The organism is Citreimonas salinaria (assembly GCF_900107235.1).
Lineage (GTDB): Bacteria > Pseudomonadota > Alphaproteobacteria > Rhodobacterales > Rhodobacteraceae > Citreimonas > Citreimonas salinaria.
On sequence record NZ_FNPF01000001.1, the window covers coordinates 87,648 to 108,017 of the forward strand.

At 66.0% G+C, this 20,370-nt stretch carries 19 protein-coding genes and 1 pseudogene; 1 reads left to right on the top strand and 19 read right to left on the bottom strand.

Annotated elements, in window-relative coordinates; genetic code table 11:
- Positions 1-88: 88 nt before the first annotated feature.
- From BLW27_RS00410 to BLW27_RS00490, 18 genes and pseudogenes are all read right to left on the bottom strand, one after another.
- Positions 89-994, bottom strand: coding sequence for a glycosyltransferase family 2 protein (locus tag BLW27_RS00410; protein WP_089877567.1), 906 nt, complete (start codon positions 992-994; stop codon positions 89-91).
- Between the two features lie 16 nt (positions 995-1,010).
- Positions 1,011-2,132 (bottom strand): glycosyltransferase, encoded by a 1,122-nt coding sequence (locus BLW27_RS00415; RefSeq protein ID WP_089877570.1) that lies wholly within the window; start codon positions 2,130-2,132, stop codon positions 1,011-1,013.
- On the bottom strand, positions 2,129-3,154 hold the full coding sequence (locus BLW27_RS00420) for a glycosyltransferase family 4 protein (protein WP_089877574.1): 1,026 nt from the start codon (positions 3,152-3,154) through the stop codon (positions 2,129-2,131). Before BLW27_RS00420 ends, BLW27_RS00415 begins: the two co-directional genes overlap by 4 nt.
- Complete coding sequence (locus tag BLW27_RS00425; protein ID WP_177177784.1) at positions 3,151-4,041, bottom strand: sulfotransferase family protein; 891 nt, start codon at positions 4,039-4,041, stop codon at positions 3,151-3,153. The genes BLW27_RS00420 and BLW27_RS00425 overlap by 4 nt, the downstream gene beginning before the upstream one ends.
- A 171-nt stretch (positions 4,042-4,212) precedes the next feature.
- On the bottom strand, positions 4,213-5,277 hold the full coding sequence (locus tag BLW27_RS00430; protein ID WP_089877579.1) for a CgeB family protein: 1,065 nt from the start codon (positions 5,275-5,277) through the stop codon (positions 4,213-4,215).
- The gene (locus BLW27_RS00435) at positions 5,274-6,797 is read right to left on the bottom strand and encodes a hypothetical protein (RefSeq protein ID WP_089877582.1); all 1,524 of its coding nucleotides are present in this window, start codon (positions 6,795-6,797) and stop codon (positions 5,274-5,276) included. The genes BLW27_RS00430 and BLW27_RS00435 overlap by 4 nt, the downstream gene beginning before the upstream one ends.
- Positions 6,794-7,651, bottom strand: coding sequence for a sulfotransferase domain-containing protein (locus BLW27_RS00440; RefSeq protein WP_177177785.1), 858 nt, complete (start codon positions 7,649-7,651; stop codon positions 6,794-6,796). The genes BLW27_RS00435 and BLW27_RS00440 overlap by 4 nt, the downstream gene beginning before the upstream one ends.
- Entirely contained in the window at positions 7,648-8,616 is a 969-nt protein-coding gene (locus BLW27_RS00445; RefSeq protein WP_143042187.1) for a sulfotransferase domain-containing protein, read from the bottom strand. The genes BLW27_RS00440 and BLW27_RS00445 overlap by 4 nt, the downstream gene beginning before the upstream one ends.
- Before the next feature lie 161 nt (positions 8,617-8,777).
- Entirely contained in the window at positions 8,778-10,355 is a 1,578-nt protein-coding gene (locus tag BLW27_RS00450) for a GMC oxidoreductase (RefSeq protein ID WP_089877592.1), read from the bottom strand.
- Positions 10,355-11,188 carry an aldo/keto reductase gene (locus BLW27_RS00455; RefSeq protein WP_089877595.1) on the bottom strand — a complete coding sequence of 278 codons (834 nt, stop codon included), beginning with the start codon at positions 11,186-11,188 and terminating at the stop codon, positions 10,355-10,357. Before BLW27_RS00455 ends, BLW27_RS00450 begins: the two co-directional genes overlap by 1 nt.
- Before the next feature lie 34 nt (positions 11,189-11,222).
- The gene (locus BLW27_RS00460) at positions 11,223-11,762 is read right to left on the bottom strand and encodes an LbetaH domain-containing protein (RefSeq protein WP_218141077.1); all 540 of its coding nucleotides are present in this window, start codon (positions 11,760-11,762) and stop codon (positions 11,223-11,225) included.
- A gap of 136 nt (positions 11,763-11,898) precedes the next feature.
- A complete protein-coding gene (locus tag BLW27_RS00465; protein WP_281242700.1) occupies positions 11,899-13,152 on the bottom strand; it encodes an oligosaccharide flippase family protein in 1,254 nt (417 codons plus the stop codon).
- A gap of 114 nt (positions 13,153-13,266) precedes the next feature.
- Positions 13,267-13,449, bottom strand: a pseudogene (locus BLW27_RS21595) (transposase); the annotation flags it as partial.
- An 84-nt stretch (positions 13,450-13,533) separates the two neighbouring features.
- Positions 13,534-14,820 carry an MFS transporter gene (locus BLW27_RS00470; RefSeq protein WP_177177786.1) on the bottom strand — a complete coding sequence of 429 codons (1,287 nt, stop codon included), beginning with the start codon at positions 14,818-14,820 and terminating at the stop codon, positions 13,534-13,536.
- Positions 14,821-14,902: 82 nt separating this feature from the next.
- Positions 14,903-15,382 (bottom strand): DUF6505 family protein, encoded by a 480-nt coding sequence (locus tag BLW27_RS00475; protein WP_089877602.1) that lies wholly within the window; start codon positions 15,380-15,382, stop codon positions 14,903-14,905.
- Positions 15,379-16,098, bottom strand: coding sequence for a biotin/lipoate--protein ligase family protein (locus BLW27_RS00480; protein WP_089877605.1), 720 nt, complete (start codon positions 16,096-16,098; stop codon positions 15,379-15,381). The genes BLW27_RS00475 and BLW27_RS00480 overlap by 4 nt, the downstream gene beginning before the upstream one ends.
- Positions 16,099-16,107: 9 nt before the next feature.
- A complete protein-coding gene (locus tag BLW27_RS00485; protein ID WP_089877608.1) occupies positions 16,108-17,175 on the bottom strand; it encodes an Mrp/NBP35 family ATP-binding protein in 1,068 nt (355 codons plus the stop codon).
- Between the two features lie 4 nt (positions 17,176-17,179).
- The gene (locus tag BLW27_RS00490) at positions 17,180-17,371 is read right to left on the bottom strand and encodes a DUF6494 family protein (protein WP_089877611.1); all 192 of its coding nucleotides are present in this window, start codon (positions 17,369-17,371) and stop codon (positions 17,180-17,182) included.
- 64 nt (positions 17,372-17,435) lie between these two features.
- On the opposite strand from BLW27_RS00490, the gene BLW27_RS00495 reads away from it, so the two are divergent.
- Positions 17,436-18,182 carry a hypothetical protein gene (locus BLW27_RS00495; RefSeq protein ID WP_089877615.1) on the top strand — a complete coding sequence of 249 codons (747 nt, stop codon included), beginning with the start codon at positions 17,436-17,438 and terminating at the stop codon, positions 18,180-18,182.
- Here BLW27_RS00495 and BLW27_RS00500 read toward each other — a convergent pair.
- On the bottom strand, positions 18,176-20,125 hold the full coding sequence (locus tag BLW27_RS00500; RefSeq protein ID WP_089877618.1) for a 4Fe-4S binding protein: 1,950 nt from the start codon (positions 20,123-20,125) through the stop codon (positions 18,176-18,178). The two genes, BLW27_RS00495 and BLW27_RS00500, sit on opposite strands and share 7 nt — an antisense overlap.
- Positions 20,126-20,370: the final 245 nt, after the last annotated feature.

A 20,370-nucleotide genomic window follows, 5' to 3' on the forward strand; every position in this document is an offset into this window, starting at 1 on the left:
TGGCCGTGCGAGACAGGATGATCGGACAAAAGCATTAACGGGGCGGGACAGGCGCGCGCGCTGCCTCCGGAGGCAACGCAACTCTGGATCAGCTTGCCGTAAGGTCGATATTCAACACCCTGCGGATCGCCGCCACGGGATCGCCGTCGCCGGCCCTGATTTCTTTACGGACCTCGTAGATCTTGGCATCGACCAGATAGCGATACCAAAGGCCCTGAAGAACGTGGAACGCCGCGCCTTCCTTTCCGTCAAGGAAGCCAAGTCGCACAACATATCTGTAGAAGAAGTACATGAACGCCCGCACCCCGCCGGGCAGCCGGGTATAGACCTTTTCCTTCAGCCAGCGCTTCACACCGGCCTGCTGCCCGCTGGAAAGGTCCGCTACCGTCTCGTGCGGGATAAACCCGTATTCCAGGTTCAGAAGGTCCACCGCCTCTCGGCTGGCGTAGGAATTGTGCTTCTCGATCCACCAAGTGAGAGAGTTGAGGTTGTCGTCCAGTATCGATCCCCGGAAATTGGCGACGGCTCCTTCGACCAGGATATGCTCGTCCATCCAGCGCATCTCGCAGCGTCCGCGCCCATTGCGGAACAGGCGCAGCATGCGGACCGGGAATACGCCGCCCCAGCGGATCGGCCGACCAAGGAAGGTCATGTGGCGCGACACGTAGACACCATCTACCTCGGGGGGCAGGCCGGAAAGCCGTGTGCGGATTTCCTCGGCCAGATCGGGCTGCACTATTTCATCGGCGTCGAGCCGCATCACCCACTCGGCGTCGAGCCCGACGCGGTCGATACCCCAGTTCAACTGCGTGGCGTAGTTGGTCCAGGGGTTCGACAGGACGCGCGCCCCGGCGGCCTCGGCCAGTTCGACCGTCCGATCGGTCGAGCCGCTGTCCACGACCAGAATGTCGGTGGCAAAGGACGTGACCGAGTCGATGCAACGCTCGATGTGGCGCTCCTCGTTCTTCGTAAGGATCACGACGGTCAGGTGCATGGTGTTGTCTCCGGCCTCATCGGGCGGCCCCGTGCAGATCCTCGTAAAGCACGGCCATCCGCGCAGCGATACCGTCCCAGCCGAAATCAGCAAGAACCCAAGCGCGGCCTTTCTGCCCCATAACTTCCAAGCGCGCGTCCGGCAACGTCATGGCTTCGGCAAGCGCGTCGGAAAGCGGGCCGGGTTCCGGCGGGCACCACCAGCCGCACCCTTTCTCGACGAGTCCCTCCCAAGGAGAGCCGGTGCTGGCCAGGACGGGCGTGCCGCATACCAGCGCTTCGGGAACCGTGAGGGCGAAATTCTCGCTCAGCGACGGGAGGGCGAAGAGCCGTGCATTGGAGATGAGCGCGTCCCGCTCTGCGCCGAAGGCCGGCGGGAAAATTTCCGCGCGGGCCACACCGAGTCTTGTGATCAGCCGCCGCAGCTCCGCTCCGTACCCGCCGCTGTCCGGCCCCGCAATCTTCAACGACCAGTCCGGAAAACGGCCTTCGACCTTCGCCCACGCCATCAGAAGCTGGTCGTACCCCTTTACCGGGTGCAGCCGGCCGATCGCCACAACCTGCTTCGCGCGACCGCTCCAATCGGAACGTGCGGCCTCATTGCTCCGAATGCCGATCGGGATCGTCCGAATTGGAACGTCGCCGAGCAGGGCGCGAACATGCTCGGCCTCGGCGCCGGCCGTGACGTGGAAGGCGTCAGTCTGCGCAAAGCACCGGTTCTGGAACAGCATGCGGAACAGGGCCTTGCGCCGCGGGGAATAGGCCAGCGCCCGGGGGGCGAGCATGCCGTGCGGAGACACGACGAGCGATCGTCCTGCCCGGCGCGCCTTCCACCGGCCGGCGACGCGGGCGGAATAGTTCCAGACGCCGTGCAAATGCATCACGTCATAGTTGCCGGCCTCAATGGTGCGCCCCATGCTGGGAACGAAGCCAAGGTTTTCAGGCCCCACCCGGTCCATCATCTTCACCGGACCGCCGCGCCAACGCTCTGCGTCGCCGTCTCCCCATTCCGCATCGCGAATGCCCAACACGGTCACGTCGGTCCCGTGCGCTAAAAGCGCCCCCGAAAGCCCTTCGACGAATTGGCTGACCCCGAAGGCCCGACGTGACAGCGGTCCGGCGACATGGACGACTCTCATTCCGCCTGCTCCGCGACGCGCCGGTAAATTTGAGCATACCGTTCGGCCGCCAGCGACGGTGCGAACCGGTTCACGTTGAGCAAACCATCCGCCACCAGGCGCGGAACCAGGTCGGGCTCCTTCATCAGCCGCACGACAGCGGCGCGGATCGTGTCCGGATCCACGGGGTCCACCAGAAGCGCCGCATCCCCGGCGACTTCCCGCATCGGCGAGCGGTCGCTCGTGACAACGGGCCGACCGACCGACTGCGCCTCGATGATCGGCAGGCCGAACCCCTCGGACAGAGAGGGGAACATCAAGATGTCGGCCCGTGCATAGGCTTCGGCCAGTTCCGCGTCGGACAGGTCGAAGCGGGCATCGAGCGGGACGCCGAGCGCCCCGATCCGCGCGCGAAGCTCGTCGGGCAGCCGCCCGATGACGGCGAGCGTCACCGGCAGGTCGGCGACCGCTTCGGCCACACGGGCGATGTTCTTGTGCGCTTCCGTGCCGATCATCAGAAGACGGGGCCGCTGCATGTCCAGCGGACGCTCCGAGCGGGGCAACCTTTTCGACAGTGGGTTTTCGACGACTTCTATGCGGGCCGGGTCAAGGCGCAACCATTGTAGAAGTTGCGCCTTGCTTGTCTCGGACACGACCGTGATCGCCGCCGCATGTCGAACCGGCCACCACATCCAGAAGAGCCAAAGGATGAACCGCTTGATCCCGCGGCTGCGGTCTAGGAACTCGCAGTCATGCACAGTCAGCACGGTCCGGCGGCGCGGCAGGGCAAGGGCCACGAAATGCGTGTCCCCGGTGACATGCGCAACGTCCGCTCCTCGCGCTGCGCGACGCGCGTGAAAAGCCGCACGAAGGCGGCGCAGGATGCCTTTGCTGACGTGGGGCGAGACGTCGTAGCTCGCCTCGATGTCGTCGGGCATGTGGTCGGCCACGGTGGTGAACACCGCTTCGACGCTGAAGCTGCGACCCTGCGGCGCACGCATCAGAAGCACGACTTTCAGCGGGTCCGCGACGGAGTGGGTCATCGCGCGAGAGCCGGATCGGCGTCTGCTTGCTCGGGCCAGTGCCAGCGATCCGGATCGGCGCCGACACGGGACAGATAGGCGCAGCTCGGCCCCTCGAACCGCTCGCGGAACCTGTCCCAGTCCGCGCTGGACCAGATCGGACGTGCAACCTTGTGCCGGGAGGAAATCAGCCCGCGTACGGGCCTTTTCAGCGCTTCCGGCAGCATGAGCCCGATGTCCGAACCCAACCGCGTTTCACGCAGCCAACGGATCACGGGCGGGAACCGGCGCGAATTCGCGGTCTGACCATGCCGCGCGTCCGTCTCGAAGGCGAAGTTGGGATCGACGCCCAGGAAACGGGTCACACGATCGAGAAGGGCGGCCGGATCGCTGGTCAGATCGGCATGGAACAACGGCAGGATGCGGTCCGCGCCGAACCGTTCGGAATAAGCCTCGAACGTGCGCAGATACTGGTTCTTGTCCTCGTAGATCCGGTCCGTGCGCAGGAAGTCCGTGAACGAGATATTCTGCAGTGTGGTCATCTCCATCCAGTCGCTCTCGGTGCGGGCCTTGGGATGGCGGGTTATGTAGATGAACTTCGGGTCCTCCAGAGCGTCCGCGATGCGCTCTACCGTCCGCGGATAGAGCCCGAGCGCCGAGTAGGAGTTGCTTGCCTCGCCACGCGCAATCATGCCCCCGAGGCCGGCAAACAGCTTCGCATACCAGTCCGACCCGCGGGCATAGATTTCGTCCATTGAGAAGAAGCTGGGCTCCTTGGACGGCGACATACCGACCTGCGGGTGCTGGTTCAAATACGCCCAGAGCGAGGTCGTGCCCGACTTTCCCGCCCCGATGATGAGAAAGTTTGGGAGCACCGCCCGGGCGTCAGGCGTGGATGTCGTCGCCATCGAAGCGTTCCTCCTTGGTTCGGAACCACCTGGAATATCCGTTCTGTCTGCATGCCCTGCCGGCATTGTCGATGCCCTCGTTGGCCCCGATCTTCCCGGTCGTCAACGGGCAAAGCCTTTCCATCCTCGACCTAATTGAAAGACGGCATCCAGGTCCTGTCGGTCGCCGCTTTATTGTCCATTGGGCGTTCTAGCCTCGAGCCAGGCGACGATCCGTGCAAACTGCTGATCCGTCGAGTAACCGGCCCTGCGGCACTTTTCCTGTCCGGCTTTCGCGATCCGTTCGCGTTCGGCGTCGCGGGTCAGGTAATAGCGGATCTTGTCCACCAGTTCGGCCGGGCCGTCGAAGAACTCCGCCTCGACACCCTCCTCGAACATCGCGCGGTGATCGTCGGTGCGCTCCGCCAGCAGCATGGTCCCTATCGCCGGGATCTCGAAGCTGCGGGTCGTCGTCGTCTCGGGAATGAACTTGCTCAGAAGGCCGATCGCGATCTTCGCGCCGGCAAGCGCCCGCACGTAGTCAGGGCCGAACAGCCCGTCCCCGCGCACAACCTCGCGCGCCCAGGCATTGCGTCGCGCGTACCTTTGCCAACCCGGCCCCCAGACAGCCAGCGGTCCCGCTGCGGCGATGGCTTCCAGCACCTGGGTGTAATGGGGCTGGCAGTGTCCGACGAAGGCGACCTCGCTCTGCAGATGCTGCGGCACATCGACCGCAAGCGCGGGATCCATGCGCGGGCCGAAACCCTGCTCGATATGCAGAAGCTCTCGCGCCCCCGCCTGACGGTAGGCGTCGATCTCGAAGGGTTTCGTCGTCACCAGCAGGTCGTAGTCCGGAACCGCCCGGAAGAAGTGGCGCGACCGGTTTGAGAAGAACTGCGCGTCCGGCGTGTAGTGAATTGCCAGATTCCGCGCCGCGGCCTTCCTCAAGGCCACGACCGTGCTTCGGTAAAGAATCGTGCCCTTGTCGACGAAGACCAAGTCGAACCCGCCCTTGGCTGCGCGTTCCTTCAGGTCGCGGTTCAGCCTCCACACGGGCAAGCTCGTCTGCCAGCGGGCCGTCATTGACCGTACGAGGCGGGGGCCGGCATTGCGGTAGGGCAGCGTGTCGAAGCCCTCGACCACGTAGCCCGATTCTTCGAGTATGGCCGCGCGATCCGGGCCATTTCCCCCCGCCATGAGGTTGCCGACATATAGGATGCGGCCGCCCGGGGCAGAGGCTCGGACGCGGCCCGTCATCTTGCCGGCTCGGGAAGGCCGTGGCCGGCGGAGCCGATGAACGACTTCTGCTGCACGGCGAGCTTCCCGATGATGCGATACATGACGACGATCAACCCGCAATACGCAAAGTAAATCGGCAGACCGGCGATGACCCCGCTTTGCAGGAAGGTTGTCGGTGCCAGCGCACCGATCTGGAGTGTCATCATCGCGGCGGGCAGGTAAAGAAATCGGCCGCGGCCCAACTGGTTGATCGTCAAGCGCGTCAGAAGCCCCATGACCAGCCCGAAAACTAGGCCGAACAGGACCACCCCGGTCCAGCCCATCTGCCAGTACCCGTCTCCGTATATCGACGCGCCGACCCGTGTTTCGGTGTTGCTGCTACCTCTGGCGGCCGCGTGGAACTCCAGCCCCGGGCTGGCCAGGATCGGCTTGTCCGGCCAGATGAACCGCGGCAGGAAATAGATCAGCGGGTTCTGGGTGAACGTCCCCGGCTGCCCCGAATCATACAGCTCCATCGCCGCGGTCTGGGCGCCCGAGTAGTTCAGCCGCAGCCACCACATTTCAACCCCCACGAGTACGGCAGGCAGATGGATGTCGAGTTCTTGATTTGTGAAGGTGAGATCGCCTAGGATTTCCATGCGTTCCCGTATACCCAAGACTTCGCCGTACTCGGCCGCCTCAAGCTCGCTCCATCGTGCGATGGTGTTGGTGTTCTGTAGTGCCGAAAAGATCACCAGCAGGGATAGGACCCAAGGGAACAGTCGCAAATAGGACCGATGGACGACGAAGCCTCCGAGCGCGGGAAGAAGCATGGTAAGAACCACGCTCTTCTTGGAAAATTCAGGAAAGGCGAGCAGCAGGTGCAAGGGCCAGATCAGCCAGAACAGCAGGGCGAACCTACGATCGCCCGTCGCCGCGATCATTGCGACCAGAGCGAAGCCGAGATCCGGCAGGTAACGCAGGTTCCGCAGCGTCCCCGGCACAAGGAAACTCGAGGTCCCATAGATCGATGGCATGATGATGAGATGCTTCAAGATCAGCCCGGTGACGAGGAAGATAATGGCGACGGCCCGCAGCGAAAGCAGCGGCGATCTGGTGCGAACCGACCTGAATCGCGGCAGGGCCAGGAGGATGCCCATGATCGTTGCCGCCAGACCGATGCAGGTCAAAAGGCTGGTGCCCAGGACTTCCTCGCCGGTAACGGCGTAGGTCGAATAGGCCTGGAACTGCCTGGTCACCTCACTGCCGAGGAATGTCACCATCGGCCCAAAGCCGAAGAACAGTGCCGAGGCCGCAGCGAAGGAAATCACCGGCGTGAAAAGCAGCAGCGTCTCGGCCCGACTCAGCCTGATCGCAGCCTGGACGCAGACGAAAACGATCGCGCCAAGCCCGGTCAGGCCGAGCGTACTGAGCGTCGCCTGGCCACACCTTCCCCCGCCGCAGGTCAGGTTTGCGACGATGAAGTAGGCCGCGACGACCAAGGTGCCCGCCATCCACTTGCTCAGGATGCCTCGGATATGCGGCCAGTCCTGTGTCATGCAGTGCCGGCGTCCTCGGTCTCGCGGATCCACGAGCGGTCGGTTTCGAAGCCCATCAGTTCCAGCCCGTCCTGGGCGTGGCGGGCGAAAGCCTCGCGCGCGGCCTGGCTGTAGAGCGGACGCCATTCACCGACCTGGCTCTTGCGCAAGTGATAGGCATTCTCGGTGTTCTTCACGCGCGAGAAATCCAGTTCGTCGATGATCATCTCAAGCCGTGCACGGTCGACCGTCTGTCCCGAGACGCGCTCGAACAATGGCGCGAGCGTCTCGAACGGCGTCTGCTTCAGGTCCTCGAAAAGCAGGCGCGGCAGATCCATCGCCTCGGCGCGGCGGACATGGTCGGCCCAGTTCATCGCGCTGAACCTCTTTTCCGTGAAATACCATTCGATAAAGGCCGGCAATTGCTCGCGCGCCTTCGTCTTGTTGAAGACGACGCCGCTGGCGGCCTCGAAAGCCTTCAATGGGCGGCTGTCGTTGGGGTTCACCAGCTTAAAATAGCGCGAGACGATGGCGTCGCGCCCGTCTCGCGTGATGTAGAGCGTCCTTGCCCGCGCTGCGCGGGTATCCACGAAGCGGTGCAGGTGGAACACGTGAGGCCGCAGCGTCGGCGTCAGCCGCGTCCAAGGCTCGAAGATCGGCAGATCGAAATAGCGCGAGGCAAGATGGCACAACCAGTTCGTCCCGGACGAGGGGAAGCCGTTGACGAAAAAGCTTCCTCGCGCGTCGAACTGCGCGGCATGCATCCAGACCGAGGGCCAATAGATCGACTGCTGCCTGCGGACCGTCAGCTGACGGGGCAGCCCGTTGTCCATCGACGTCACGAGGCGAGACAGCCTTGAGGCACTATCGGTCATGCGCCATGCTCCTGTATTCGTTGGGGGTCGGGGGCCTCCGGCCATCGGAAGTCGTCCCAAGGCAGCGAGCTTCGGCCAAGGGTGGAAGCGATCTTCCGGGCGTCGTCCAGCAGCGCGTCCGCGACCCGCTGCCTGAGTTCGGCCGACGGAGCGCCCGCACCGGGCTTGCTGTGGTTCAGCCGGTCCATTGCGCGCAGAACACCCGTCGCTGGCGGGTTCAGACCCAGGCGAGACAGGCCCCGGACCACGGCGCGGCGCATGCGGCGACTGCCCCCCTGCAGGCGGGCCGAGCGGAAACCGAGTCGCGGATTGGCGACGTCGTATCTGGCCAGCTGATGCGGGGCGAGACCCAGAAAATCCAGCACCTCGGCGTAGGCGCGCGCGGGTGCCTGGCGCATCTCCTCCTCGAGGATCAGAACCTTCAGTCGATCGGGAGCGAAGACCTCGGCGTATCGCGCCAGGTGCTCACCGGGCTGGCCCCAGAAGTGATAATCCGTCAGACGGTCACCTTCGCGAAGCGGTCCCTGATCCCAGGCAGTCTCAAAATCGACGCGGGGGTCGCGCCCCTCCCGCACGTTCTGGGCGTGCATCGCGATTGCCAGATCGACCGGGTTCCGCAGGATGGCGATCAGCCGAACGCGGTCTCTCCGGGCAGCTAGGATGTCGAAGGCGCTCTGCGAATACAGGTACTTCGGGGTGGCGTCGCCAGTCAGCAGCCGGTCTGCCTCGGGCGGGCAGACTTTGGCGCGATACTCGTCCCAGCTGGTGATCGCGCCGGGCATTCCGGCCGTGTCGAAGACGTCATGCGAAAGAAAGTTGGGTTCCTTGATCGCAAGAAACGTGTCGGGATGCGCTCGGAGCCATGAAAACAGGCTCGTCGTGCCGCATTTCGGAGCGCCGATCAGAAACAGATCGGGAAACCGGACAGTATCGGCGACCTCAACCAACGGGGACCACTCTTTCACTTACGATCGTACGATAACCTGCGACAAGCTGCCGGCTCACCTACAATCGTACGGTAACGTGCGACAAGCTGCCGGGCGCCTGTATCGGAACGCAATTTAGTACGCCGATTGGCGGCGCTACGTCTAACAGAGCCGGCACAGAAGTAAAGCGGCAGATGCCGTCAGCCTGCCCGCCCGGCCCTGCCCATCCGGGTAAGTTCCGCATTCAGGTGGTCGGCCAGTCTCAGGACCAGCAGGATCAGCGTCATCGTCGGGTTCGCGCTGCCGCCATTCGGCAGCACGCTCGTCGCAGCCAGATACACGTTGTCGATGCCGAACACGCGCAGATCCGCGTTCACGACGCCTCTGTCCGCGCTGTCGGCGAGACGGGTCGTTCCGACCGGGTGGTAGATGTCGTCGACGCCCCGGATGTCATCGATGGACAAAGCTTCGGGTCGCACAGGCCAACTCAGCCGGCCGAGATGCTCCAGTCCGGACTCCCGCCAGTATCGCTCGAACCTCAGGCAGAGTGAGCGGAAGATTTCCAGGTCCCCTGCGTCGATATCCCAGTCGATCTCGGTCACCGGATGCCCGAACGCATCTTTCCGCGCGCCCAGCACGATCCTGTTCCGAGCCAAGGCGGCCTGCTCGGTGACAAAGTGCACGTGATACTCGGCGGGTGCCGGCCAGAGCAGCCTATGGCGCCCGTAGCGCCACCAGGCGAGGCGAGCAATGTAAGGAGCGTGCCGCGCCGCGCGGGCCAGAGCCGTCGGGTTCGGGCGGCGGGCCTGAAGGGAACGAACGAAGTCCTTCACCGCGTCGAACCCCGTCGCCACCGTCGCATGTGGGGCAATGTGGGCGAACCCCGCGGCGCCGTCCGGGGCGGCGCGCTCGAACCGAAGGCTGCGCATCACCGCCCCGTCGAAGCGAAATCCGAACATGTCGTTAAGTCGCCCCGGCTTGTCCGTCTCGATCCTGCCCAGGGGCGCCGACAGATGGTCCTGAAAGTAAAGACCAAGATGCTTCCGTCCGGTAACGGCGACTCCCTGCGTCTGCTGATCGAGCAGCAGCATAAGCCGCGTCGTCTCGATCGCGCCGGCGGCCATGACGAAGCTGGTCGCCCGGATCTTCAGGCGCCGCCCTTCGGGGCCGTGGCACACCACATGATCGACGACGCCGTCGCGCACATCGAAATCGCGCGCGGTGGCGTTCAGCCAGACGGCCGGACCGTCCGCGTCGCGCAGCATGGCATCGAAAAGGTATGCCACGTTGCGGTTGCGGAAGGTTGGCCATTTCGCTTCGCGCGGCACGAACCCGGCCGCCGGACGCGCGCCAATCCGGGCCGGATCGACCTCGAACGCCGAATGGTCGAGGCCGAAAATCCGCTCAGCCTCGGACAAGTGTTCGGCTAGGACTTCGGGGCCGAAGGGCCAGCCCGGGTGTCCCAGCTCCGGTCGCGGAAGCAGGTCCTCGTCCCGCAGGGGAAGGAGCGCGCCACCCCACTTGACCGAGGTTCCGCCCAGGCCGCGGACTCGTCCCTCGGTCGCACCCGAATAGGTCCGTCGCCGGAAGGCGACGTCGCCGTAGAGCGGATCGGACGGCACATGGCGCTCGGACCCGCTTTCGATGACGACACAGCGAAGCCCCCGCCCGTGAAGCTGCCGGGCAAGGACGAGCCCGGCGATGCCACCGCCAAGGATCGCGATGTCGCACGTCACGCCGTCCTGCGGGGGTGTTTCATGCGACAGGTCGTAAAGCATCAGGCCCAGTCCCCGCCGGCGACGAGGGCGCGCAGATTCGCCGGCTTGGTCGTCGACACCAGCACCACCCCCTCGGGGCGGCGATCAAGGGCGTGGCGCAGTCGGTCGATCACGGTCCCAGTGTCGAGACCGGGTTCACCGCGGTGCTGCGGACCTTGGGACAGGGCGCCGAAAGTCACGTCGGGTGGTGCCTCTGGGCGCCAATGCCCCTCGTCGATCTGGCGCAGGACAGATGCCTCGCCGAACTGTGCCAGCGTCGGGCGGACATGGGCATCGTAGCCGGCGACACCATACGCCCGGATTTTGCCTTCAGCCACCAGCGCATCCAGCCCGGCCCGCACGGCCTGAGGTTCCTGCAGCAGGGCGGGCTCGGGTTCGTGCATCCACAGAACGTCAATCCGCTCCACTCCAAGGCGCCGCAGGGACCGCTCGACCGAGAGAGACATTGCCTCTGGCGTGAAAGCGGGCCGCTCCCGCGCAGGTAACACCTTGCGTCGGACCATTTCCGCCAGCACCGCCGGGCGCAACAGGCGCTGTGGCACGGCATCGGTCCAGCCCGCACCCGGAATGCCCCATTTCGTGGCGATGGTGATCCCGTCCCGTTCGGATCGCCGCGCGGCGATGAAGCGCCCTAGGCTGCGTTCGGCCATTCCGTGGCCGTAGACGGGCGCGACGTCAAAATAGGTGATGCCCAGATCAAGCGCCGTGCCCAGCATGGCCTGCCGTTCCGATTCATCCTTCAGCCTGTGCAGCCGCGATCCACCCAAGCCCAAGCGAGAGCATTCGATGTCGGCGCGAGGCAGGCGGGTTCGGGGGACGGTGGAGTGTGACATGCGTTCCTCAATGCTATGGCGCGGCAGCCCTTGGCTACGCGTTCGGCTGGTAACGGAGACCGACGACCCGCGCCGGATTCCCCGCGACGACCGCGTTGGGCGGAACGGTGTGGAACACGACCGCGCGGGCGCCCACGACGGCGGTTTCACCCACTTCGACCCCGGGTCCGAGAAAGACTTCGGCGGCGATCCAGGCATTCCGGCACACGCGTATCTCGGCCGCGACCAGCGGAAAGGCAGGGTCGCGATGATCGTGGCTGGGCGTGCACAGATGCGCGCGCTGGCTGACTGTGGCGTTTGCGCCGATCGAGATCAGGGCGACGTTGTAGCAGATAACGCCGTCCGCGATGCAGCTGTCGGCTTCCATTACGAGGTTGCGAGGCGCCCAGACCCGCGCGCCCGGATAGGGTTTCGCGGTGGCTGCGATCCGCGCGCCGAACAGGCGCAGCAGGGCCCGGCGGGGCCCGAAAAAGGGGGTCGGAATAGCCCGGTAGAGCGTGGAGTTCATCAGCCGCCAGACCCCGCGATAGAGCTTGTCGCGAAGATCCGGCGCCGGGAAGGTCTTCTTGCCCACGGGACGCATCAACGACATGTCCGGAGGATTCTTCATGCCGCCTGCCTGACCTTCTGATCCAAAAAATGCCATCTTTTCCGCGGGATTCTGGCAGGCTCCGATAACTGACCCGTCGCCTCTACCCGGCGCGAGCGGTTCATGACAATCTCTGAAAAGCGTCGGCTCGAAGATTCAGCCGCCGCCGGACCAGAATCCATTGCTGCAGTTCCATCGTCACCATCGCGATCGCGGTGGCGATCGCCGCGCCCGTCGGGCCGTAGCGCGGCACCAGCACAAGGTTCAGCACCACGTTGGTCACGGCTGCGATCGCGGCCGACCGGGCGGCCAGCCCGGCAAGTTTCGACATCTGCAACATCTTGCCAACGAGACCGCAGGCCGCGCTGAATAGCGTGCCAAGCGCCAGGATGAGGCAGGGGTAGAACGCGGCGCCGTAGGGTTCGCCGAAGACGATGACCAGCGCGCCGTGGCCGAAGAGGGCGAACAGCACCACGAACGTCACGGCGGCCAGAAGCATGATCCGCGCCGCCTTGGCCATGTAGGCCGCCAGTGTCGCGCGGTCGCCTTCGGCATATGCCGCCGCGAGACGCGGCGCGCTCACCTCGCCCAGCACGAGCATCGTGAACGAGCTGAGGACGGCCACCTGCACGGCAATCCGATAGACGCCGACCTCGGCCGGCTCGCGCAGAATGCCCAGCATCAAGATGTCCGTATTGCTCTTGATGAGGCCAACGGCGGTCAGAGCGGTCAGCGGAACGAGCGCACGCAGCCATTCGCCATGCTGCATCACCGCGGGTCCATCGACGGATCGCGGTACAAGCCGGCGTATCAGAACAACGGTTCCCCCGACCGCAAGTAAGGCGGCGACCACTTGCAGAAAAAGAGCCCCGGGTGCCCCGTGGTTCAGCATCGGCAGAAGTAGCACCAACAGGATAAGCATCGTCACGGGGCGGAACACCTGCTCGCCCAGAGCGCCGGCCACCACGTCTCCATGTCCGGACAGAATGCTGCGCTGAAGCTGCAGCAGGCCGGTGACGGGAATCAGCAGAACCACCAGCACGGCAAGAAGAATCTCGGTGCGGGTCGGCGTCCAAACGTCAAGCTGCACCAGCAGGATGCCCCCCAGAAGTGCCAGCAGGACGAGCGCCGCGGCGACCGTCGCAAGGAACCGGTAGCCCCATCTGACGACCCGCCGAGCGTCGTGCTTGCGCGCGCGCGCGGCAGCGATTTCCCGGATCAGCAGGACCGGCAGGCCGCCTGTAAGCGGCAGGGCGAAAATCGTCGCGATGCTGAGGGCGAATGCAAAGCGGCCGAAATCGTCGACCCCGAGCGTGCGGGTGAGGATGACGGACACGAGGAAGCCCATTCCAACGGACGCGACGCGGATGGCCATCAATGCGATGGCACTTCCGCCGAACCGGCGCAAGAAGGCCACGCGCTCGCCGCTGTTGCCAGACGGCTCGTCCGTCTTCGCACGTGGCGTGTCGGTCGCTGGCTCCGCCTCGCCCGCCGGAGCGGCCCCGAAGACATCGGGATATTCCTCTATCTGGCTGCGCCACAGCGCGATCTCGTCGGGATCCACGCCGAACCGCTCTGCCAGCTCAGCCAGCGTCTGCTCTCCCTTGAGGGCCCCCAGCGCCACCTTCGCCTTGAAGGCTGGATCGTGGTTCCGGCGCGGTGGTGTCGTCATGATCGCTCCTGGTTGCCGGCATCATGCAGCGCATGCGCGGATTGTCTACTCTCGGCGCAGGAAACTGGGCGGCGATCCACGCGGTCAGGCGCCAGCCGCATCTTTCTGCGCCTGCGCCTCTCCAAGCGCTTCGGCCTCGTCCTCGCCCTCGGCCAAGGCCGCCGTTTCCGGTGTCGCGGCGCGTGTGGTGCCGAAGGCGCGGAAGCTGCCCTTGTCCGACGCTGCGACCGCAGGGCTGCGGTAGATCCGGTACAGCCCGAAACCGATCACCACCACGTGCGAGATAACGGTGGTCACGAACAGGCCCCGCGGCCCGAAATAGTCGGTCATCAGGAAGCCGGCCGCCAGTGGCCCCACGATCGAGCCCAACCCGAACACCATCAGCAGTCCGCCGGAAACCTGGATCGACGTGCCCGGCGGAGCGTGGTCGTTCGCGTGCGCGACGATGATCGGATACATCGAGAAGATGGCTGCGCCGAACAGTCCGACCAGCGCCAGGTTCATCACTCGGCTTTCGGGCGCCAGCAGGACAAAGGCAAGGTCCGCCGCCAGTGCGGTCACTGCAACGGCGATCAACACGATGCGGCGGTCCATTCGGTCGCTCGCAAGCCCGACGGGAATCTGCGCGACCGCACCGGCCAGAACGGGAATGCTTGCGAACAGCGCGATGGCGGTCAGGTTCAGCCCGATGCGGTCGGCGTAGACTGCCGCCAGCGCGCCGAACGAGGCGTTCGATACGCCCACCAGAAAGACTGCCACCACCGCCACCGGTGAGTTTCGCCACAGCGCAGCCAAATTAAGTTGGACCGATGTCAGCGGTGCCGGTGTCGCCTGGGTCGACAGCGCCGTGGGCACCAACGCCAGCGCATAGACGATCGCCGCAATGGCAAAGAAAACGAAACCCGACGCGTCCCCAAGCGAAATCGCCATCTGGCCGGCGGTGATGGCAGCCAGATTCACCATCGTGTAGACTCCGAAAATCGCACCGCGGGTGGATGGCTGCGCGCGGTCGTTCAGCCAGCTTTCGACGATCATCGCCGCGCCGGCGAAGCAGAACCCGGCGATCGCGCGCGTGGGGATCCAGGCCCACATCTCGACCACCAGCGCTTGCAGCAGCACGGCCACGGCGGCAAAGGCGCACATGACGCCGAAGGTCCGGATGTGGCCCACCGCCCCCACCAGGCGCGGCGCGAAGACGCAACCCAGCACGTACCCGACGGCCCAGCCGGTCCCCAGCAGGCCAAGAGAATAGGCGCTGAACCCCTCGGCCGAGCCGCGGACCGGCAGGATGAGGCCGTTCAGCCCGCCAGCGAACAGCAGAAGGGCGGAGCCGAGCAAGAGCGCCGTGACCGGAAGAAACTGTCTGATCATGCCGCGCTGCACCCTCGTCCGGTGTCCGATCCGTCGGCCTCCGTCCTCGCCCAATCGGGCGGACAACGCAAGTTGCCGGCGGTCAGTCGTCGACCGATCCGTGGATCGCGAACTGCTCGAGTCCAGCCTCCTGCGCCTCGATCACCCGGTAGCTTTCGCGCACGCCGGAATCGGTCAGCTCGCGCGCGACGGTCAGCAGCGTGTTGGGCGCGTGATCCTCGCACAACTCGGCCATCTGGGCGATTTCTTCGCGCGCGACGGGTTTCGCCGCCTCGACCGAGGGTGCGCCATAATAGGTCACGAAGTGTTGCGCCAGCAGCGAGGTCAGCGTCTCGACTTCTGATGGCTCGATCTGCGTCACCGCGACGAAGGTCACGCGCCCGCCGGTTTCCAATCCCATCCAGCCGTTGGCGAAGGCCTGCCGCGGCTTGCCTGTGAGGTCGCCCTCCGTCCAGTCGGAGAATTCGAACCCGCCCGAGATGCACCATTCGCCGGTCCGCGCCGGGCTGGCAAAGACGTGCTGGTCGGATTCGTCGAAGTGAATGGCGCGGGCCAGTTTCATGGCGTGTCCTCCAGAACAACGGTCAGCGGGATCAGGTGCGTGCGCTCGTCGTCGCGCAGCAGCATGCCGAACCGCTCGTCGACGCCAAGGAAGGTGCCGGTGCGGCCCTGTATGGTGATCTCTTCGCCGATGCCGTGGGCCAGTCCGCGCCACTCGGCGTGCAGCGGCTTGGTGCCTTCCGTGTCCCAGCGGGAGATCCAGTTCAGGCTGTGCCGCGCCCAGGATTCGACCAGCTGGCCCAGGTCGACGTCGGCGCAACCCTCGGCGTAAAGCGCCGTCCGGTCGGGCGTCAGCCCGCCATCGGCCAAGTCCAGCAGCGGCATCTCGAAGCCGATGACCAGCCACAGCGGCACTTCGTCGGGATCGGCATCAGACACCACCACGTGGAACCCGCCGCAGGACGCGCCGTTGACGCGGACGCCGCCGGTCCATTCCAGGTGAACGGCGACCTCGGGCGGAGCGAGCGCCCCCAGCGCGTTCTGAAGCCCCACACCGCACAGCGGCAGCATCGCCATCGCATCTGCCAAGGGAACTTCGGGCGCGAAGACAAGCGCGGCTCCAACGCGGTCGGCTGCGACGCGGTAGCAGATCAGTCCCGCGTCACAGCCCTGGATCGCGCGCATCACCGCTATTTCAAGCGGGTCTTCCGTCACCGCTTCGCCCGTCATCGCGGGCGGGAAAGTCAGCACGTCGGGTATGGCGTCAAGCTCGGACATGGCAGCCCCTCACGCCACGCCCCTGGCGACCAGCGCCGCGGCGATGTCGTGGAACGCCTTGGCCTGCGGGCTGTCGGGCTGGCTGACGGCGATCGGTGCGCCGCCGTCCGACGCCAGACGGATCTGCAGGTGCAGCGGCACCTCGGCCAGCAGCGGCACGCCCAGCTTGGCCGCCTCGGCGGCAACGCCGCCGTGGCCGAAGACGTGTTCCTCGTGGCCGCAATTCGAGCAGATATGCGTGCTCATGTTCTCGATCATGCCGATGATCGGCACCTTGAGCTGGTTGAACATGTCGATGCCCTTGCGCGCGTCCAGCAACGCCACGTCCTGCGGCGTGCTGACGATGATCGCGCCGTCGACCTGCGCCTTCTGCGCCAGCGTCATCTGCACATCGCCGGTGCCCGGCGGCAGGTCGACCAGCAGCACGTCGAGCGCGCCCCACTGGACCTGGTTCATCATCTGCTGCAGCGCGCCCATCAGCATCGGGCCGCGCCAGACCACCGCCTGGTCCTCGTTCGTCATCAGGCCGATCGACATCATCGTGACGCCGTGGTTGCGCATCGGCAGGATCGTCTTGCCATCGGGCGAGGCCGGCCGGCCCGACACGCCCAGCATCCGCGGTTGGCTGGGGCCGTAGACGTCGGCGTCGAGCAGGCCCACGCGCCGTCCCTGCGCCGCCAGGGCGCAGGCCAGGTTCGCCGAAACCGTGGACTTGCCCACGCCGCCCTTGCCGCTGGCGATGGCGATGATGCGGTCGATTCCGGGGATCTTCTGCGGCCCGGTGGGCTCGGCCGCCTTGCGCGGGCGCAGCTCGGGCGGAGCCTTTTCCGTATGGCCGGTCATCACGATCGACACCGCCGACACGCCCGGCAGCGCCTTCAGCGCGGTCTCTGCCTGCGCCTTGATCGCTTCGTAGGCCGACGCGCGCTGCGGCGCGATCTCCATCACGAACCGGACGGAGCCGGTTTCGTCAACGTTCAGTGCCCGCACCACCCCGGCGCCCACGATGTCGCCAGAGCCGGATGGGTCGGCGATCTTCTTGAGTGTCTCGAGAACCGTGTCCCTGCTTGCGCTCACCGGATCACTCCTGGCCCTTGATGGTGCCGTCGATCTCGTGCGTCACGCCCAGTTCGGGGATCGTGACCACGGCCTTGACGGCATAACTCTTGCCGGAGGTGTCGTGTTCGCGCATCGCCTCTTCGATGGCCTGCTGCGAGGTCACGCCGACCTGCTTGAGGAACTTTCGCATCGACATGTTGAAATCGTCGCTCATCGTCGTCTCCCTGTTCCGTTCGTCACGATTGACGCGCTGTGTGCGCGCCGCCTAACCTGATCGCATGGCCCGTCTCATCGCGATCCTCGCCCTGGCGCTGGCGGTCCTGCCGCGGCTTGCCGCCGCGCAGGACGACCGCACCGTCCGGCTTTACGCGCCCGACGCTTTGGTGGGCACCGGTGTGATGGATTACATCCTGCCGCGCTTCTCGCTCAAGACCCAGATCCGCGTCACCCTGGCCGACGCGCCGGACGCCGCCGACATCGTCGTGGGCGACGAGGGCCGCCCGCTGTTTGAGGGCGAGCGCGTGTGGCGCATGCGGGTGCTGTCCGACGGCCACGCCGCGACCGAACGATTTGCAGACTGGCTGGCTGGCGACATTGGCCGCAAGGCTGTGCTCGCCTACCAGCCGGACGGCAAGCCCGTCTTTACCGAAGCCACCCCCGAGACGCGCGAGGTCGCCGCCATCGCCTTCGACGGTGACGCGGCGCTGGGGCATCAGGTTTCGCTCAGCCAGTGCACGCGCTGCCACGCGGTGGACGAGGACACGCGGGGTGCCGGAATCGGATCGACGCCCAGCTTCGCGGTCCTGCGGGCCCTGCCCGACTGGGAGCAGCGCTTTACCGCGTTCTACGCGCTCAACCCGCACCCGGCCTTCACCATCATCCACGAGGTCACGCCACCCTTCGACGAAAGTCGGCCCAGCCCGATCGTTCCCATCGCCCTGACGCTGGACGAGGTCGAGGCCGTGCTGGCCTACGTGGCCGGCATGCAGGCCGCCGATCTGGGGGCGCCGCTGGCCCATCAATGATCGCGCCGCTTCGACAGGTAGTCGTCGGTGGTGCGGGGACGCGGCCGCTCGCGGCCGGCGAATGGGTTGTCGTGCGAATGGAACTGGGCGTTGACCCGGCAATCGTCGCACATCTGGATCATCCGCAGCTTGTCGCCGCCCTGGAACATGGAGTGGCTCTGCAGCTTCTCGGTGATGCGATCGATCGTGGATTTGACGCCGAACAGGGTGCCGCATTCCACGCAGGCAAAGGGCTCTTCCTCGTTGATGACCTCCTGGCGCAGCGCGCCCTCGGTCAGGTCCAGGCGGGGTTCGAGCGTGATCGCGTCCTCGGGACAGATGTTGGCGCACAGGCCGCACTGCAGGCAGGCATCCTCCTGGAAGCGCAGCTGCGGCAGGTCGGGATTGTCACCCAGCGCACCCGACGGGCACAGCGACACGCAGGACAGGCACAGCGTGCAGGCGTCCTTGTCCACCAGCACGGCGCCATAGGGCGCGCCCGCGGGCAGTGGCAGCTGCTCGGCATCCGGGTGCAGCGCGCGAGCCGCCTGCCGGGTGATCTGCCGCCGCGTGCCCATGGGGCGCACGGGGGTGACGACCGGCGCTGGCGCGGCCTCGTCGTACAGCGCATCGCTCATGGCGTCGGGATCGGGCGTGTCCAGCACGCGCACGCGCGGCTCTCCGGCGATGGCCTGCGCCAGGGCGACCTGCGCATTCAGCGCCGCCAAATCGGCTTTCGGGCCGGGCAGCAGCGTGACGCTGGCGAAACCGGCGGCCAGCGCCGCGACCGCCTCGGCGTGGCCGAAGGCGCCGATTGCCGTCATCTCCAGCGGGATCACGTCGACCGGCAGACCGCGTCCGTGACGCGCCGACAGGCCGATCATTTCCATGCCGTGGCTGTCGTGAACCAGCAGGCGGGGCGCTGCGCCGCCCGCGTCCAGGTACGCCTTGGCCAGCGTCTGCACCCGGCGGAAAACCAGGTCGACCGGCGGCGCATCGTAGCTGATCGCGCCCGACGGGCACACCGCCGAGCACGCGCCGCAGCCGGCGCAGATCATCGGGTCGACGGTGACGTGTTCGCCGTTCGGCACGATCGCCCCGGTCGGGCACAGGTCAAGGCACCGTGTGCAGCCCGTTTGCTCCGCGCGGGAATGGGCGCAAAGAAGCGGCTCGGTCCGGACATAGAGCGGCTTTTCGAAGGTGCCGACAAGGTGCGACGCCGCGAGGATCGCCGCCGCGACGGCCGGCGGATGCGCCGGATCCGCGCGCAGATAGCCTTCGCGCTTGTCGTGGGCAGGAAACAGGGGCACGTCGCCGCGCAGGTCCACGATCACGTCGCATTGCGACACGCCGCCGTCCTTCGGCTCGGTCAGCGCGAAACCGCCGCGGCCGCCGGGTTCGATCTGGCGCAGTGCGTCGATCGCCACCTCGAACTGGCCCAGCGCGCCCGTCGCCCGGCGGAGGCGGCCGGTGATCACGTCATAGGCCCGAGTATCGGGAATCTCGTCGCCCTCGGCCAGCAGCACCGTGACAGACAGGTGGTCGGACAGCTGCTCGGCCGCAGGCAGCGCCACCTCGGCCCGACCGATGACAAGGCACAACCCCTCGGACACCACGTCCAGCGATTTTTCCGCCGCAGGCGGTAGCAGTGATTCAGCGATCAGGGCGGACATTTTGGGCACATTGGACCGGGTATCCTCGGTCCAACCGGCCCGGTCACGCAGGTCCAGTACCGGCGCCGGGTCGACCCCCAGCTCCTCGGCCAGTGCGTCGAAAGTGCGTGCCTCCTGGGTGCAGCAGAAAACTGCGTCACCCTCGGTCAAGGCCGCCGCAGCAAGGTCGATCTGGCGGGTGCACAGGGCGGTGCAAGGGGTGCGCACGTGTAGCCCCGCAGCCCTGGACAGCGCATCTGCATCGACCGTCTGGCTGCCCAGACAGTCGCACGTTATCAATGACTTGACCATGAATCCGCTCCCCTGGCAGGCCATCGATCTAAGGAATCCCCAAGGCCTGCGCGTCGATCACCTACACACGATTCGCCACCCCCGACAACCGGTTTGTCGGCACGATTTCGTGCCTGAAGTCGGCGGGTACGGTACTGCGCCGGGGGGTGATTCGCTCCGATCCGCCAATGCGGCTTTCCTAGAGAAATTGTCGGGTTGGACAAATCGTCCGTCTGACTCCAAGCAGCCCTGCAGGACTGCCCAAA